Origin of the sequence: Streptomyces sp. NBC_00250 (assembly GCF_036192275.1) — a bacterium.
In the GTDB taxonomy this organism is placed as follows: Bacteria; Actinomycetota; Actinomycetes; order Streptomycetales; family Streptomycetaceae; genus Streptomyces.
Genome location: NZ_CP108088.1, coordinates 1,389,434 through 1,402,988 on the forward strand (window position 1 = coordinate 1,389,434; position 13,555 = coordinate 1,402,988).

Genomic DNA, 13,555 nt, shown 5'->3' on the forward strand with positions numbered 1-13,555 from the left:
GATGCGACCGCTCCCCTGACGTACGCGCTGCGCCGGCGACGCCGACGACGCCGACCGCCCCGACTACGCAGACTCCCGCCGGACCAACTCCGTCGGGAGGATCACCGTCGCCGGGTCCTCCCCCGCTATCCGGGCGAGCAGCGTCCGTACCATCTCGGTGCTGATCCGGTCCCAGGGCTGACGGATCGTGGTCAGCGAGGGGCGGGAGGACAGGGCTGCCGGGGAGTCGTCGAAGCCTCCGACGGCTATGTCCTCGGGGACCTTCCGGCCCGCGCGGGCGAGGGCGTCGAGGACGCCCTGGGCCATCAGGTCGGAGGCGACGAAGACGGCGTCGATGTCCGGGGCGCGCTCCAGGAGGGCTACGGCCGCGTCCTCGCCGCTGGCCCGGCTGTAGTCGCCGGTGGCGATGAGCGTCTCGTCGGCGGGCAGCCCGTACTCGGCGAGCGTCTCGCGGTAACCGGCGAGGCGCTCCACTCCTCCGGGGGTGTCGAGCGGGCCGGTGACGGTGGCGATCCGGCGCCGCCCGGAGCCGTACAGGTGGCGGACCATGTCGCGGGCGCCGTCGCGGTCGTCGGCGGCGACGTAGCCGATCTTGGCGGTCTGGCCGAGGGGCTTGCCGCAGGCGACGACGGGGACGCCGGCCTCGTGCAGCCGGGCCACCACGGGGTCGCCGGAGTGGCTGGAGACGAGGAGGACGCCGTCGACGTGACCGGCCTCGATGTAGCGGAGGTTGCGGCGGCGCTCGTCCTCGGTGCCCGCGATCATCAGGAGGAGCGGGATGTCCTGGGCCGCGAGTGCCTGGGTGCAGGCGCGGAGCAGGACGTTGAAGTTGGGGTCCTCGAAGAAGCGCTCCTGAGGTTCGGTCAGGAGGAAGGCGACCGAGTCGGACTTGCCCGTGATCAGCGAGCGGGCGTGCCGGTTGACGACGTAGCCCGTTCTGCGGATCGCGGCGTCGACGGCCGCCTTGGCCGTCGGGCTGACGTAGTGGCCGCCGTTGAGGACTCGGGAGACGGTGCCGCGCGAGACGCCGGCCTCGCGGGCCACGTCGTGGATGGTCGCCGGGCGGCGCCTGCTCGCTGCTGTGCTCATGCTGTGTGTTTCCCCTCGATCCCCTGTGCTCAGGACTTTACGGCGCCGGAGAGCAGGTCGAGGCTCCAGAAGCGCTGGATGACGAGGAACAGGGCGATGAGCGGGGCGATGGCGAGGAGCGCGCCGGTGATCACCAGGGTGTAGAGGGAGGGTTGGGAGGCTCCCTGCTTGAGGAGGGTGAAGAGGCCGACCGTCATGGGGAACTTCTCGTCGTCGCCGAGCATGATGAAGGGCAGCAGGAAGTTGTTCCAGATGGCGACGAACTGGAAGAGGAAGATCGTCACCAGTCCCGGGGACATCATGGGGACGGCGATCCGCACGAAGATCCGCCACTCGCCCGCGCCGTCCATGCGGCCGGCCTCGACCAGCTCCATCGGGACGGCGGCCTCGGCGTAGATGCGGCCGAGGTAGACGCCGTACGGGGAGAGGATCAGCGGCAGCAGCACCGAGGCGTAGGTGTCCGTCAGGTCGGCCTCGGCCATCAGCAGGTACTGCGGGATGGCGAGGATGACCGGGGGCATGAGGACGCCGGTGAGCATCACGTTGAAGAAGGCCTCGCGGCCGCGGAAGCGGTAGATCGCGAGGGCGTAGCCGGCCAGCGCGGAGACCACGGTGGACAGGACGGCGCCGAGGCCCGCGTAGAACACGGAGTTGAGCATCCAGCGCCAGTAGATGCCCTCGCGGTACGCGGTGAGCTCGGAGACGTTGTCGGCGAGACCGCCACCGGGCAGGAAGGTGAAGGTGGAGAAGAGCTCGTTGTCGGGCTTGGTGGCGGCGACCACGACCCAGGCGACGGGCAGCAGGCAGTAGAGCGCGCCGAGGACCAGGGCGGCCGTGGGGAGCAGCGCGGTGCGGCGGGGGCGCGGCGGTGCCTGGGGGACGCCGGGGGTACTGCCGGCTGCCGGGGCCGCCTTGCGCAGCGGAGGGGAGGCGAGCCCGGTCATCGGCTGGCTCCTTGTGTGGTGCGGCGGTTGGAGATTCTGAGCAGGGCGAAGGAGAGCACGAAGGTGGCGAGGGCGAGGACCACGGCGGTGGCCGAGGCGGCGTGGATGTTCCCGCCGGTGAAAGCGTCGCTGTAGACCTTCATGAGGGGGCTCCAGGTGGAGGGGATGCCGTTGGTGAGCGGCTTGAGCGTCATGGGCTCGTTGAAGACCTGGAGGGTGGCGATGATCGAGAAGAAGAAGGTGAGCACCAGGGAGGGCACCACCATCGGGATCTTGATGCGCAGGGCGATCTGGAGCTCCGAGCAGCCGTCGAGCTTGGCCGCCTCGTACACCTCGGCGGGCAGCGAGCGCAGCGCGGTGTAGATGACGATCATGTTGAAGCCGGTGCCGCCCCAGATCGCGATGTTCGACATCGCCAGGTAGAGCGGTCCACCGTCCATGAGGTCGGGCTGCGGGAGGCCGAGCTTGTCGAGGACGAAGTGGAAGGGGCTGACGTCCGGGAGGTAGAGGAAGCCCCAGAGGACGGCCGCGATGACACCGGGGACGGCGTACGGCAGGAAGATCGCGAGCCGGGCGAAGGAGCGGGCCCGGACGCGCTCGGAGTCGAGCAGGAGCGCGAAGAAGAGGGCGAGGCCGAGCATCACGGGGACGACGATGGCGCCGTAGCCCAGGACGCGCAGGGCGCTGGCGGCGAGTTCGGAGTCGGTGAGTGCGGAGGTGTAGTTCTCCAGGCCGGCCCAGACCTCGGACTTGGCGCCCTTGCCGAGGCCGAGGCCCTTGATCTGGACCTTGTGGAAGCTGAGCCACAGGGCGTAGCCGATGGGCAGGGCGAAGAAGAGGGCGAAGAGGAGGGCGGCGGGGAGGAGGAAGCCGTACGGGGCCGCCTTGACCCCGTACGACCGGCGCGCGCCCTTGGGGGGCTGCGTCACCGGGCGACCTCGAAGCCCTGCTTGCTGAGGTCCGCGACGGTGGCGGACTGGACGGCGGACAGGGCGGTGTCGAAGCCGGACTTGGCCTTGGCGGCCTTGCCGAACTCGTCCTTGAAGGCGGTGTAGGCGACGTTCACGTTGGGGCCCCAGGCGGCCGGCGCGGTGGTCTTCGCTATCTCGGCGGCGCGGGTGTAGAAGTCGGGCTGGTTGGCGAAGTAGTCGGGGGCCTTGGCCAGGGCACCGCTGGTCTGGGCGGCGGTGGCGGCCGGGTAGATGCCGCTCTCCTTGACGAGGGCCGTGAGGGCGACCGGGTCGGTGTTCAGCCAGGTGGCGAACTGCGCGGCGGCCGTCTTGTGCTTGGAGTCGGTGGTGACGGCGGTGGAGGAGCCGCCCCAGCTGCCGGTGGAGGAGCCGCCCTCGGTCCACTGCGGGAGCGGGGCCATGGCCCACTTGCCCTTGGTGTCGGGGGCGGCGGTGGTCAGGGTGCCGGGGGCCCAGACGGCGGAGACCCAGGCGAGCTGCTCGCCGGTGTTCATGGCCTTGTTCCAGGAGGGGGTGTACATCGGCTGGTTGTCGATGGCGCCTTCGGCGACCAGACCGCCCCAGAAGTCGGAGACCTTCTTGGTGGCGGCGTCGTCGATGCCGACCTTCCAGGTGTCGCCCTCGAAGGTCCACCACTTGGCGCCGGCCTGCTGGGCGAGTCCGGCGAAGAGGCCGGAGTCGTTGGCGGAGAAGGTGGTGAGCGACTGCTTCGGGGCCTTCTTCTTCAGGTCGCGGGCGGTGGCGGCGAACTCCTCCCAGGTGGTGGGGACGGAGAGGCCGTACTTCTTGAAGAGGTCCTGGCGGTAGAAGAACATCAGCGGCCCGGAGTCCTGCGGCAGGGCGTAGACGGCCTCGTCGCTGCCGAGGGTGGTCTGCTGCCAGATGCCGGGGGCGAACTTGTCCTCGACGCCCGTGACGTCGGTGGCGATGTCCGCGAGGGCGTCGTTGGAGACCAGGGTCGGCAGGGCCTGGTACTCGGCCTGGACGAGGTCGGGGGCCTTGTGCGCCTTGGCGGCGGTGATGATCTTGGTGACCAGGTCGTCACCGGAGGCCTGCTTCTGCACCGTGACCTTGATGTCGGGGTGCTCGGCGTTCCAGAGGGCCACGACCTTGTCCATACCGGGCGCCCAGGCCCAGTAGGTCAGCGAGACGGGGCCGGACGCCGCCGCCTCGTCGCCGGAGTCGGAGGATCCACAGGCGGTGAGCGCGGTGGCGCCGAGGAGGACGGCGGTGGCGGCGGCGAGGCTGCGGCGCGTGATGTGAGGCATGGGGTGCTTCTCCCTGACCGAAAAAGGGGCCTCTCCCCAGAGCGGGAAGGCCGGTCATGCATCTGTGAGCGTTCACAGTAGAGAAATGTTCCGGACACTTGTCAATGGTTGTTCGTGTGCGGTTATGTTGCGTTGCCACATCGAGATCGACTGTGTGCACGTTCACAAGGCTCCGCAGCTTTCACCGTTCGAGGTTTCAGGAGAGACTCATGCCGCAGACCACTCCCAAGGGCCTGCACCGGCTCGCGTTCGGCGGGGACTACAACCCCGAACAGTGGCCGGAAAGCGTCTGGCAGGAGGACGTCCGGCTCATGCGGGAGGCCGGCGTCACCATGGTGAGCGTCGGGATCTTCTCCTGGGCCCTCCTCGAACCGGAGCCGGGCCGGTACGACTTCGGCTGGCTCGACCGGCTCCTCGACCTCCTCCACGAGCACGGCGTCCGGGTCGACCTGGGGACACCGACGGTGGCACCGCCCGCCTGGTTCTACCGCGCCCACCCCGAGGCCCTGCCCGTCACCGCCGAGGGGGTGCGCTTCTCGTACGGCTCACGCGGGACGATCTGTCACAGTTCCACCGCCTATCGCGCGGCCGCCGCGGGCATCACCACCGAGCTGGCCCGCCGCTACGGCAGCCATCCGGCGCTCGCGCTCTGGCACGTCCACAACGAGTACGGCGTACCCGTCAGCGCCTGCTACTGCGACAGCTGCGCCGCCCACTTCCGCCGCTGGCTGCACGAGACGTACGGCTCGGTCGACGCCGTGAACGAGGCCTGGGGCACCGCCTTCTGGGGCCAGCGCTACGGCTCGTACGAGGAGATCGACCCGCCCCGCGTCACCCCCACCGTCGGAAACCCGGCCCAGCAGCTCGACTACCGGCGCTTCGCCGACGCCACCATCCGGGAGAACTTCCGGACGGAACGGGATATCCTGCACGAACTCGCGCCCGGCATCCCCGTCACCACCAACTTCATGACCGCGCTCAGCCAGTGCGACTCGATCGACTACTGGGCCTGGGGCCGCGAGGTCGACCTCGTCACCAACGACCACTATCTGATGACCGACGGCCGCCGAACCCACGTCAACCTGGCCATGGCCGCCGACCTCACCCGCTCCGTCGCGGGCGGCGCCCCCTGGCTGCTCCTGGAGCACTCCACGTCCGGGGTGAACTGGCAGGCCCGCAACCCGGCCAAGCGCCCCGGCGAGATGGCCCGCAACTCGCTCGCCCACGTGGCGCGCGGCTCCGAGGGCGCCATGTTCTTCCAGTGGCGCCAGTCCCGGCGCGGCGCCGAGAAGTTCCACTCCGCGATGGTCCCGCACGGCGGCAGCGACACCCGGATCTGGCGCGAGGTCGTCGCCCTCGGCTCCGACCTGGAGTCCCTGGAGGAGGTACGCGGCACCCGGACCGTCCCGGACGTCGCCGTGCTCTGGGACTGGCACTCCTGGTGGGCGCAGAACCTGGAGTGGCGGCCGAACGAGGCCCACGAGGCCCGTGAGCGCGCCGACAGCTTCTACGAGACCCTCTACGACCGGCACCTCACCGTCGACTTCGCCCACCCCGAGGCCGACCTCGCGGCCTACCCGCTGGTCGTCGTCCCCGCGCTCTACCTCATGACCGAGGCCGCCGGACAGAACCTCCGCGAGTACGTCGAGAACGGCGGCACGCTCGTCGTCTCCTACTTCTCCGGGATCGTCGACGAGCACGACGCCGTGCACCCCGGCGCCTACCCGGGTGCGCTGCGGGACGTGCTCGGCCTCACCGTGGAGGAGTGGTCGCCGCTCCTGGACGACCAGCGCGTACGGATCACCGGACCCGACGGCGCGTCGCTCACCGGCGACGTGTGGACGGAGTTCGTCCGGCCGCGCGGCGCCGAGACCGTGTGGACGTACGTCGACGGGCCGGCCGCCGGCGGACCCGCGGTGACGCGGCACCGGCTCGGGCAGGGCACGGCCTGGTACGTCTCCACCCGGCTCGACGCGGCGTCGCTCGACGCGATCGTCGCCGCCGCGTCCGAGGACGCGGGGGTCCCGGCGCGGGCCGGACTGCCGCGTGACGTGGAGGTCGTGCGACGGGCCGGGGAGGGCGGGGAGTACGTCTTCGCCCTGAACCACTCCGGGGAGGACGTCGAGGTGCCGCTGGAAGGCGCCGGGACGGAGCTGCTCGGCGGTGCGCACGTGACCGGCAAGCTCGCGGTTCCGGCCGGGGCCGTCAGGGTCGTACGTCTCGACGCCTGAGCCCCCTTTCCCGCCCCGTGTTCCGCGGGGCGGCCCCCGATCTCCCCGGGGGCGGCGGCAGTACCCGCTGCGCCGTCCCCGGGTGAGCCGTACCCCCGTGCCCCCCGGCACGGGCCGCACCACCCGTACCACCCGCACCACACGTTGGGAAACGCACCACACTCCTGTCCGCCACCGTCGAAGGGACTCGACGATGCACCCCACCACCAGAAGCCGCTTCCGGCCGCGCGTCGCGGCCGTCGCCGCCGCGCTCGGCGCCCTGCTCCTGGCTCCCCTGCCCGCCGCGCAGCGGGCCGAGGCCGCCGCCACCCTCACCAACGCCGGTTTCGAGAGCGACGCCACCGGGACCACCACCCCGGCCGGCTGGTCGACCTACTCGGCCGCCGGCCAGAACGCCGCCTCGTTCACCGAGGCGGGGGGCCACGGCGGCGGTTACCGCCTCAGCCACTGGTCGGCCTCCGCGTACAAGGTGGAGACGTACCAGTACCTCTCCGGGCTCACCGACGGCACGTACACGCTGAGCGCCTGGGTGCGTTCGGGCGGCGGGCAGAACTCCGCCTATCTGGCCCTGCGCAACTGCGGGTCCGCGGAGCAGCGCACCGACCTGCCGGTCACCTCCAGCTCCTGGATACGGATCGTCACCCCGATCACCGTGACGGGAGGCGCCTGCACGATCAGCGTCAACTCCGATGCCAACGCCGGGAACTGGCTCAACGTCGACGACCTGACGTTCACCTCCGGCACGACCGGACTCTCGGTCAAGGGCGTCGACCTCTCCGCGCTCAAGAAGAGCGAGGACCTCGGCGGTACCTACCGGTCGAGCTCCGGCACCATCGGTGACGCGGTCGCCCTGCTCAAGAACGCGGGCGCGAACTACGGCCGTCTCAAGGTGTGGGTGAACCCGGCCGACGGCTACAACGACAAGGCCCGTGTCCTCGCCACCGCCCAGAAGATCAAGGCGCAGGGCATGAAGCTCCTCGTGGACTTCCACTACTCCGACATCTGGGCCGACCCGGGCGCCCAGACCAAGCCCGCCGCCTGGCAGGGACACTCGTACGCGCAGCTGAAGACGGACGTCTACAACCACACGTACGACGTCCTCAACGCCCTGAAGGCGCAGGGCACCACCGCCGACATGGTGCAGATCGGCAACGAGATCAACACCGGCATGCTCTGGCCCGAGGGCTCGACGAGCAACTGGCCCCAGCTCGCCGGGCTGCTCAACTCCGGTATCTCCGCCGCCAAGACGGTCTCGTCCAGCACCCAGATCGCTCTGCACCTCGCCAACGGCGGCGACAACACCCTCTACCGCACCTGGTTCGACAACGCCAAGGCGCAGGGCGTCGGTTACGACGTCATCGCGCTCTCGTTCTACGGCTACTGGCACGGCGCCCTGTCCTCGCTCCAGACCAACCTCGACGACATCTCCGCCCGTTACGGGAAGAAGGTCATGGTCGCCGAGACCGCGTACCCCTTCCGCCTCGACAGCGAGGACGCCCACGAGAACATCATCGACCTGTCGAGCGAGCTGGTCACCGGCTACCCGGCGAGCAGCGCCGGCCAGTCGGCCTGGCTGCGGGACGTCATGAACGTCGTCGAGGCGGTGCCGAACGGCCGCGGCCTCGGCGTCGTCTACTGGGAGCCCGCCTGGACCGCCGTCACGGGCAACGGCTGGGACCCGGCCGACTCCTCGTCCGGCAACGGCTGGGAGAACCAGGCCCTGTTCGACTACGACAGCAAGCTGCTGCCTGCGGCCGGCTGGCTGGCGCACCGCTGACCCGACCGCACACCTGAGGAGGGGCGGGCTCGTGAACGAGCCCGCCCCTTCCGTGCGTCCTGGCTACCACTCCGCCAGGGAGCCGTCGTCGCGGCGCCAGGCCGGGTTGCGCCAGCGGTGGCCCACCTCGGCGGCCCGCTCGACGGCCTTCGCGTCGACCTCGATGCCGAGACCGGGTCCGGTGGGCAGGCCCACGTGCCCGTCCTCGTACCGGAAGACGGAGGGGTCGACCAGATAGTCGAGCAGGTCGGAGCCGGTGTTGTAGTGGATGCCCAGGCTCTGCTCCTGGATCAGGAGGTTCGGCGCGGCGAAGCCGACCTGGAGGCAGGAGGCGAGCGCGATCGGACCCAGCGGGCAGTGCGGGGCGAGGGAGACGTCGTACGCCTCCGCCATGGCGGCGATCCTGCGCACCTCCGAGATGCCGCCGGCGTGCGAGAGGTCCGGCTGGGCGACCGCGATGCCCTGGTCGAGCACCTTCTTGAAGTCCCAGCGGGAGTAGAGGCGTTCGCCGGTCGCGATGGGGATCGAGGTCGAGCGGACGATGTCGCCGATGTGGTCGCTCATCTCCGGGACGACCGGTTCCTCCACGAAGAAGGGGAGGTACGGCTCCAGCAGCGGGAGGACGCGGCGGGCCATCGGGGCGGTGAGCCGCCCGTGGAAGTCGATGGCGATGTCGAACTCGTCGCCGACGGCCTCCCGGATCGAGGCGACCCGGTCCACGATCCCGTGGACGGCGGCGGGGGTGTCGATGAGCCGCAGCTGCGCCGAGGCGTTCATCTTGATCGCGGTGAAGCCCTCGTTCTTGCGGGCCAGGGCCTCGGAGGCGACCTCGTCGGGACGGTCGCCGCCGATCCAGCTGTAGACGCGGGCGCGGTCGCGGACGTTGCCGCCGAGCAGCTGCCAGACGGGGACGCCGAGGGCCTTGCCGGTGATGTCCCAGAGGGCCTGGTCGATGCCGGCGACGGCGCTGGAGAGGACGGGGCCGCCACGGTAGAAGCCGCCCTTGGTGAGGACCTGCCAGTGGTCCTCGATCTTCATCGGGTCCTGGCCGATCAGGTGGTCGGAGAGCTCGTCGACGGCGGCGGCGACGGTGTGGGCGCGGCCCTCGACGACGGGCTCCCCCCAGCCGGTGACACCCTCGTCGGTGTCGATGCGCAGGAAGCACCAGCGCGGGGCGACGAGGTAGGTGCGCAGGGAGGTGATCTTCACTTGGACTCCTTCTTCACGGTCCAGCCGCCGTCGACGACCAGGTTGGTTCCGGTGATGTAGGCGGCGTCGGCGGAGGCGAGGAAGGCGACGGCGGCGGCGACCTCCTCGGGCCGGCCGAGCCGGGCGAGCGCGGTGGCGTCGGCGGAGAGCCGCCGTCCCTCCTCGTCGACGTCGTTCCAGACGTCGGTGAGGATCGGGCCGGGCAGCACGGAGTTGAAGCGGACGTCGGGCCCGTACTCGACGGCGAACTGGCGGACGAGCGCGCACATCCCGCCCTTCGCGGCGGCGTACGCGGGGTATCCGGGCAGGCCGAAGTCTGCGTGCACGCTGGAGGTGGCGACGAGGCTGCCGCGCTCGGCGCGCAGGTCGTCGAGGAAGGTGCGGGTGGCGAGGTAGAGGGCCCGCAGGTTGACGGCCATCTCCCGGTCCCACAGGGCGACGGGGAGTTCGTGGGCGGCGGCCGTGGTGTGGGTGAAGGCGTTGCTGTGGAGGATGCTCACCGGGCCGAACCGGGCGTGGGCCTCGGCACGGAGGGCGGTCCAGTCCTCCTCGGAGGAGACGTCGCAGCGTACGTAGGCAGCGCGGCCGCCGTCGGCGCGGATCGCGGCGGCGACGGCCTCGCCGGGCCCGTCGGCGATGTCGGAGACGAGCACGGCCGCGCCCTCGGCGGCGAGCCGGACGGCACTGGCCGCCCCGATGCCGGAGGCCGCGCCGGTGACGACGGCGGTCTGCCCGGAGAAACGGTTCATGGGTGTGGGTTCCTGAGTGCTGGTGCGGAAGGGGATGAAGGGGGCGCGAACGGCTCAGCGACTGATGTCCTGGGCCGCGAGCAGGCCGAGTTCGGCGCGGCGCGGAAGGCCTTCCCAGTCGCCGGGGACCGAGACCGCGAAGGCGCCGCAGAGTGCGGCGAGGTGCAGGCGTCCCTCCACCGGGGAGCCGTCGAGGGCCGCGGCGAGATAGCCGGAGACGAAGGCGTCGCCCGCGCCGACGGGGTCGACGGCGGTGACGGGGACGGCCGGCCGGACATGGAGTTCGCCGTCCGCCGTGGCCACGAGGGCGCCCTTCGCGCCGAGTTTGAGCACGGCCTGCCCCGGGCCGAGCCGGGTGAGGGCCCGGGCCATCCGCTCCGGCGTCTCCTCGGGTACGAAGAGGGCGGCCTCCTCCGGTCCGGCGAAGACGACGTCGGCGTACGGGAGGAGCCCGGCCAGCACCTCGGCGGCCTCGGGGCGGCTCCAGAGGCGTTCGCGGTGGTTGACGTCGAAGGAGACGGTGACGCCCGCGGCGCGGGCGAGGGCGACGGCCTGCTCCACGGCCGCCCGCGCCGTGCCGCTCAACGCCGGGGTGATTCCGGTGACATGGAGTATCCGCGCACCCGTCAGCTGTGCCTCGTCGAGGTCCTCGGGGGCGAGCCGGGAGCCCGCGAGCCCGGCCCGGTAGTAGCTGACGCGGAGCCGGTCGGCGGTGCGGCGCTCTCGGAGCATCAGACCGGTGGGCGCGGCCGGGTCCGTACCGGCGGCGGAGACGTCGACGCCCTCGGCCCGGAGTCCGGCCAGGACCATCGCGCCCGCGGCGTCGTCGCCGACCCGGCCGGTCCAGGCGGCCCGGTGGCCGAGCCGGCTGACGCCGATGGCGACCGTCGCCTCGGCGCCCGCCCAGCCGAGGCGGAGGGGCGCGCCGGTGGCGAGCGGTCCGGCTTCGGTCGCGGCGACCACCGCCATGGCCTCGCCGAGGGTGACGAGGGCGGGCCGCTGTCCGGTCGCCGTCATCGGCGTGTTCCGTCGAGGAGGGCGGCGGCGCGCTCGCCGAGGGCGGCGAGGGAGCCGCCCTCGCAGGCGTCGCCGACGAGGGGGCCGCCGATGCCGAGGGCGGTGGCGCCCGCGGCCAGATAGGCGGGGGCGTCGGTCACGCCGATGCCGCCGGTCGGGACCAGGGGGACGTGCGGCAGCGGGGCGCGGATCGCGCGGAGGTACTCGGGTCCGCCGGTGGCGGCGGGGAACAGCTTCACCATGGTGGCCCCGGCCCGCCAGGCGGTGAGGATCTCGGTGGGGGTGTACGCACCGGGGAGCACCGGGACGCCGAGGCGGGCCGCCTCGGCGATGACCTCGGTGGAGGTGGTCGGGGTGATGAGGTACGTCGCCCCGGCCTCGACGGCCGCCCCCGCCTCGGCGGGCGTGGTCACGGTACCGGCGCCGAGCGCGAGGCCGGGCGGTGCGTCGGCGGCGTACTCGCGCAGGGCGTCGAGCACGCCGGGGGTGGTGAGGGTGAACTCGGCGGCGCGGATGCCGGACGCGAGGAGGGTGTCGGTGACTTCGGCGAAGCGGGTGGCGGAGGTGGAACGAAGGATCGCGATGACGGGCGCGGAGGCGAGGGCGGTCCGGAGGGCGGCGGCGTGTGGCCGGGTGCGCTCGTCGGGCGGTGTGGTCGCTGCGGGTGGGGTGGGCGGGGTGGTCATGGCCGGTGCTTCCTCAGGGGTACGGGGTGGGCGACGGGCGGACGGGAACGGCTGACGGTCCGCCGGCGGACAGGCGAGCGGGCGGGGTCCGGGGAATGGCAGGCGCGCGCGGACGACAGGCGAGCGGGCGAGCAGGGTGGTCCGGAGACGGGCAGGCGGGCGCGGCGGACAGCCCGCCGGGCAGGTGGGTCGGCGGCCGGGAGCGGCGGCCTGCCCGCCGGGCGGCACGAGCAAGGAGGTGGGGAGGCGGCGGGCGGCGCATGGCGTGCCGGCGGCACGGCGCGGCAGCGGACCGACCGGCGGGCCACGGCGACCGGGCGACGGCCTACGGGCTACGGCGACGCGGTCCGGCGGGGCTGCGGCGGCGGTCCGGCAGAGCTGCGGCGGCCGTGCTCCACCCGCAGGAGCGCGCGGAGTCGACGACCGCGCTACGCTCCGGCAATGCGGCGGCGGGCGCGCCGAAGGAACCCGTCAGGCCGAGCGGCCGACGGGCCCGGCCGTCCCCCGCAGACCCATCCGCGTTCCCCTGGTCCGCAATCGGCGGTCAGGGGCGGCGGTCAGCGGTCAGCGGTCGGCAACCGGCAGTCAGCGATCGGCGTACGGAACACTCGGCAGGCCCCGCGCCCCCGGGCGGCAGACGAACAGGCGTCCCGCATCCGGCTCCGCCCGGCGGCGGTCCTCGTCGAGGCCCTCCGTCGCCGTCGTGATGACCAGGACGTCGAGGTCCGGTCCGGCGAAGGCGCAGCTGGTCACGTGCGAGGCGGGGACCTCCACGCGCGCGTGGAGGCCGCCTTCGGGGGTGAAGGCGAGAACCTCCCCGCCTCCCCACACCGCGACCCACACGCGCCCCTCGGCGTCCACCGTGAGCCCGTCCGGCACCCCGCGGTCGAGGACGGCGAACGGCCGCCGTCCGCTCAGGGTGCCGGTGGTCGTGTCGTACGCGAAGACGTCGACCCTGCCGGTCGGGCTGTCGGCGTAGTAGAGGAGCGTGCCGTCGGGGCTCCAGCCGAGGCCGTTGGAGATGGTGACCGACTCCAGGAGGGTGGCGAGGCCGTCGCCGTCGAGGCGGTAGAGCGCGCCCGCGCCGGGGCTCTCGTCGTACGCCATGGTTCCGGCGAGGAGCCGGCCCGCGGGGTCGACGGCGGCGTCGTTCATACGGCGGGGCAGGCCGTCCTCGGGCAGGAGGGGCGCTGCCAGCTCGACCGCCTCGGCGACCGGGCGGTCCTCCTCCAGTCGCAGGAAGGACGTGCCCGCGGCGGCCAGCAGGGCTCCGGAGGCGCAGGGCTGGACCGCACCGACCGGGCGGTCGAGGCGGATCGTGGAGACGGCGACCAGGTCCGGCGTCGCGTCCTCGTGGGTCAGGGCGGCCCGGTGGACGAGGCCGTCGGGTATGTCCACCCAGAGCAGTTCCCGGCGCCGGGCGTCCCATACGGGCCCTTCCGTCAGGCGTCCGGGCAGGGGGGAGCAGGGCACGGCCCTGAGGTGCTGCATCTGGCCTCCTCGGTCGGTGAAGCGGTGCGGCGAAGTGGTGCGATGAAGGGGTGTGGCGAAGGGGTGTGGCGAAGGAAAAACTACGGGTTCGTCTAACGGTTGTAAATATCCCGCCCTCCAGTT

At 72.2% G+C, this 13,555-nt stretch carries 11 protein-coding genes; 2 read left to right on the top strand and 9 right to left on the bottom strand.

What is annotated here, in order from left to right:
* Positions 1 to 63 precede the first annotated feature (63 nt).
* The 4 genes from OG259_RS06160 to OG259_RS06175 are packed head-to-tail and all read right to left on the bottom strand — an operon-like array spanning position 64 to position 4,272.
* Positions 64 to 1,089 carry a LacI family DNA-binding transcriptional regulator gene (locus tag OG259_RS06160; protein WP_328941269.1) on the bottom strand — a complete coding sequence of 342 codons (1,026 nt, stop codon included), beginning with the start codon at positions 1,087 to 1,089 and terminating at the stop codon, positions 64 to 66.
* 29 nt (positions 1,090 to 1,118) lie between these two features.
* Complete coding sequence (locus tag OG259_RS06165) at positions 1,119 to 2,033, bottom strand: carbohydrate ABC transporter permease (protein WP_328941270.1); 915 nt, start codon at positions 2,031 to 2,033, stop codon at positions 1,119 to 1,121.
* On the bottom strand, positions 2,030 to 2,962 hold the full coding sequence (locus OG259_RS06170; protein WP_328941271.1) for a carbohydrate ABC transporter permease: 933 nt from the start codon (positions 2,960 to 2,962) through the stop codon (positions 2,030 to 2,032). Before OG259_RS06170 ends, OG259_RS06165 begins: the two co-directional genes overlap by 4 nt.
* Complete coding sequence (locus OG259_RS06175; RefSeq protein ID WP_328941272.1) at positions 2,959 to 4,272, bottom strand: ABC transporter substrate-binding protein; 1,314 nt, start codon at positions 4,270 to 4,272, stop codon at positions 2,959 to 2,961. Before OG259_RS06175 ends, OG259_RS06170 begins: the two co-directional genes overlap by 4 nt.
* A 209-nt stretch (positions 4,273 to 4,481) precedes the next feature.
* On the opposite strand from OG259_RS06175, the gene OG259_RS06180 reads away from it, so the two are divergent.
* Positions 4,482 to 6,503 (top strand): beta-galactosidase, encoded by a 2,022-nt coding sequence (locus tag OG259_RS06180; protein ID WP_328941273.1) that lies wholly within the window; start codon positions 4,482 to 4,484, stop codon positions 6,501 to 6,503.
* Positions 6,504 to 6,696: 193 nt separating this feature from the next.
* A complete protein-coding gene (locus OG259_RS06185; RefSeq protein ID WP_328941274.1) occupies positions 6,697 to 8,280 on the top strand; it encodes a glycoside hydrolase family 53 protein in 1,584 nt (527 codons plus the stop codon).
* A gap of 63 nt (positions 8,281 to 8,343) precedes the next feature.
* On the opposite strand, the gene dgoD is transcribed toward OG259_RS06185, so the two are convergent.
* The 5 genes from dgoD to OG259_RS06210 form a co-directional block, all read right to left on the bottom strand.
* Positions 8,344 to 9,489: a galactonate dehydratase gene (gene dgoD, locus OG259_RS06190; protein WP_328941275.1), complete on the bottom strand. Its 1,146-nt coding sequence runs from the start codon at positions 9,487 to 9,489 to the stop codon at positions 8,344 to 8,346.
* On the bottom strand, positions 9,486 to 10,238 hold the full coding sequence (locus tag OG259_RS06195; protein WP_328941276.1) for an SDR family NAD(P)-dependent oxidoreductase: 753 nt from the start codon (positions 10,236 to 10,238) through the stop codon (positions 9,486 to 9,488). The genes dgoD and OG259_RS06195 overlap by 4 nt, the downstream gene beginning before the upstream one ends.
* Positions 10,239 to 10,292: 54 nt before the next feature.
* Positions 10,293 to 11,255: a sugar kinase gene (locus tag OG259_RS06200; RefSeq protein ID WP_328941277.1), complete on the bottom strand. Its 963-nt coding sequence runs from the start codon at positions 11,253 to 11,255 to the stop codon at positions 10,293 to 10,295.
* Positions 11,252 to 11,941, bottom strand: coding sequence for a bifunctional 4-hydroxy-2-oxoglutarate aldolase/2-dehydro-3-deoxy-phosphogluconate aldolase (locus tag OG259_RS06205; protein ID WP_328941278.1), 690 nt, complete (start codon positions 11,939 to 11,941; stop codon positions 11,252 to 11,254). Before OG259_RS06205 ends, OG259_RS06200 begins: the two co-directional genes overlap by 4 nt.
* Before the next feature lie 585 nt (positions 11,942 to 12,526).
* Complete coding sequence (locus OG259_RS06210; protein ID WP_328941279.1) at positions 12,527 to 13,432, bottom strand: SMP-30/gluconolactonase/LRE family protein; 906 nt, start codon at positions 13,430 to 13,432, stop codon at positions 12,527 to 12,529.
* Between the last annotated feature and the right edge of the window lie 123 nt (positions 13,433 to 13,555).

What these genes read in the sequence shown, in the direction of transcription:
- OG259_RS06180 (WP_328941273.1), top strand. Translation starts at nt 4,482, where the DNA reads ATGCCGCAGACCACTCCCAAGGGCCTGCACCGGCTCGCGTTCGGCGGG.
- OG259_RS06185 (WP_328941274.1), top strand. Translation starts at nt 6,697, where the DNA reads ATGCACCCCACCACCAGAAGCCGCTTCCGGCCGCGCGTCGCGGCCGTC.
- OG259_RS06195 (WP_328941276.1), bottom strand. Translation starts at nt 10,238, where the DNA reads ATGAACCGTTTCTCCGGGCAGACCGCCGTCGTCACCGGCGCGGCCTCC.
- OG259_RS06175 (WP_328941272.1), bottom strand. Translation starts at nt 4,272, where the DNA reads ATGCCTCACATCACGCGCCGCAGCCTCGCCGCCGCCACCGCCGTCCTC.
- OG259_RS06200 (WP_328941277.1), bottom strand. Translation starts at nt 11,255, where the DNA reads ATGACGGCGACCGGACAGCGGCCCGCCCTCGTCACCCTCGGCGAGGCC.
- OG259_RS06205 (WP_328941278.1), bottom strand. Translation starts at nt 11,941, where the DNA reads ATGACCACCCCGCCCACCCCACCCGCAGCGACCACACCGCCCGACGAG.
- OG259_RS06160 (WP_328941269.1), bottom strand. Translation starts at nt 1,089, where the DNA reads ATGAGCACAGCAGCGAGCAGGCGCCGCCCGGCGACCATCCACGACGTG.
- OG259_RS06165 (WP_328941270.1), bottom strand. Translation starts at nt 2,033, where the DNA reads ATGACCGGGCTCGCCTCCCCTCCGCTGCGCAAGGCGGCCCCGGCAGCC.
- OG259_RS06210 (WP_328941279.1), bottom strand. Translation starts at nt 13,432, where the DNA reads ATGCAGCACCTCAGGGCCGTGCCCTGCTCCCCCCTGCCCGGACGCCTG.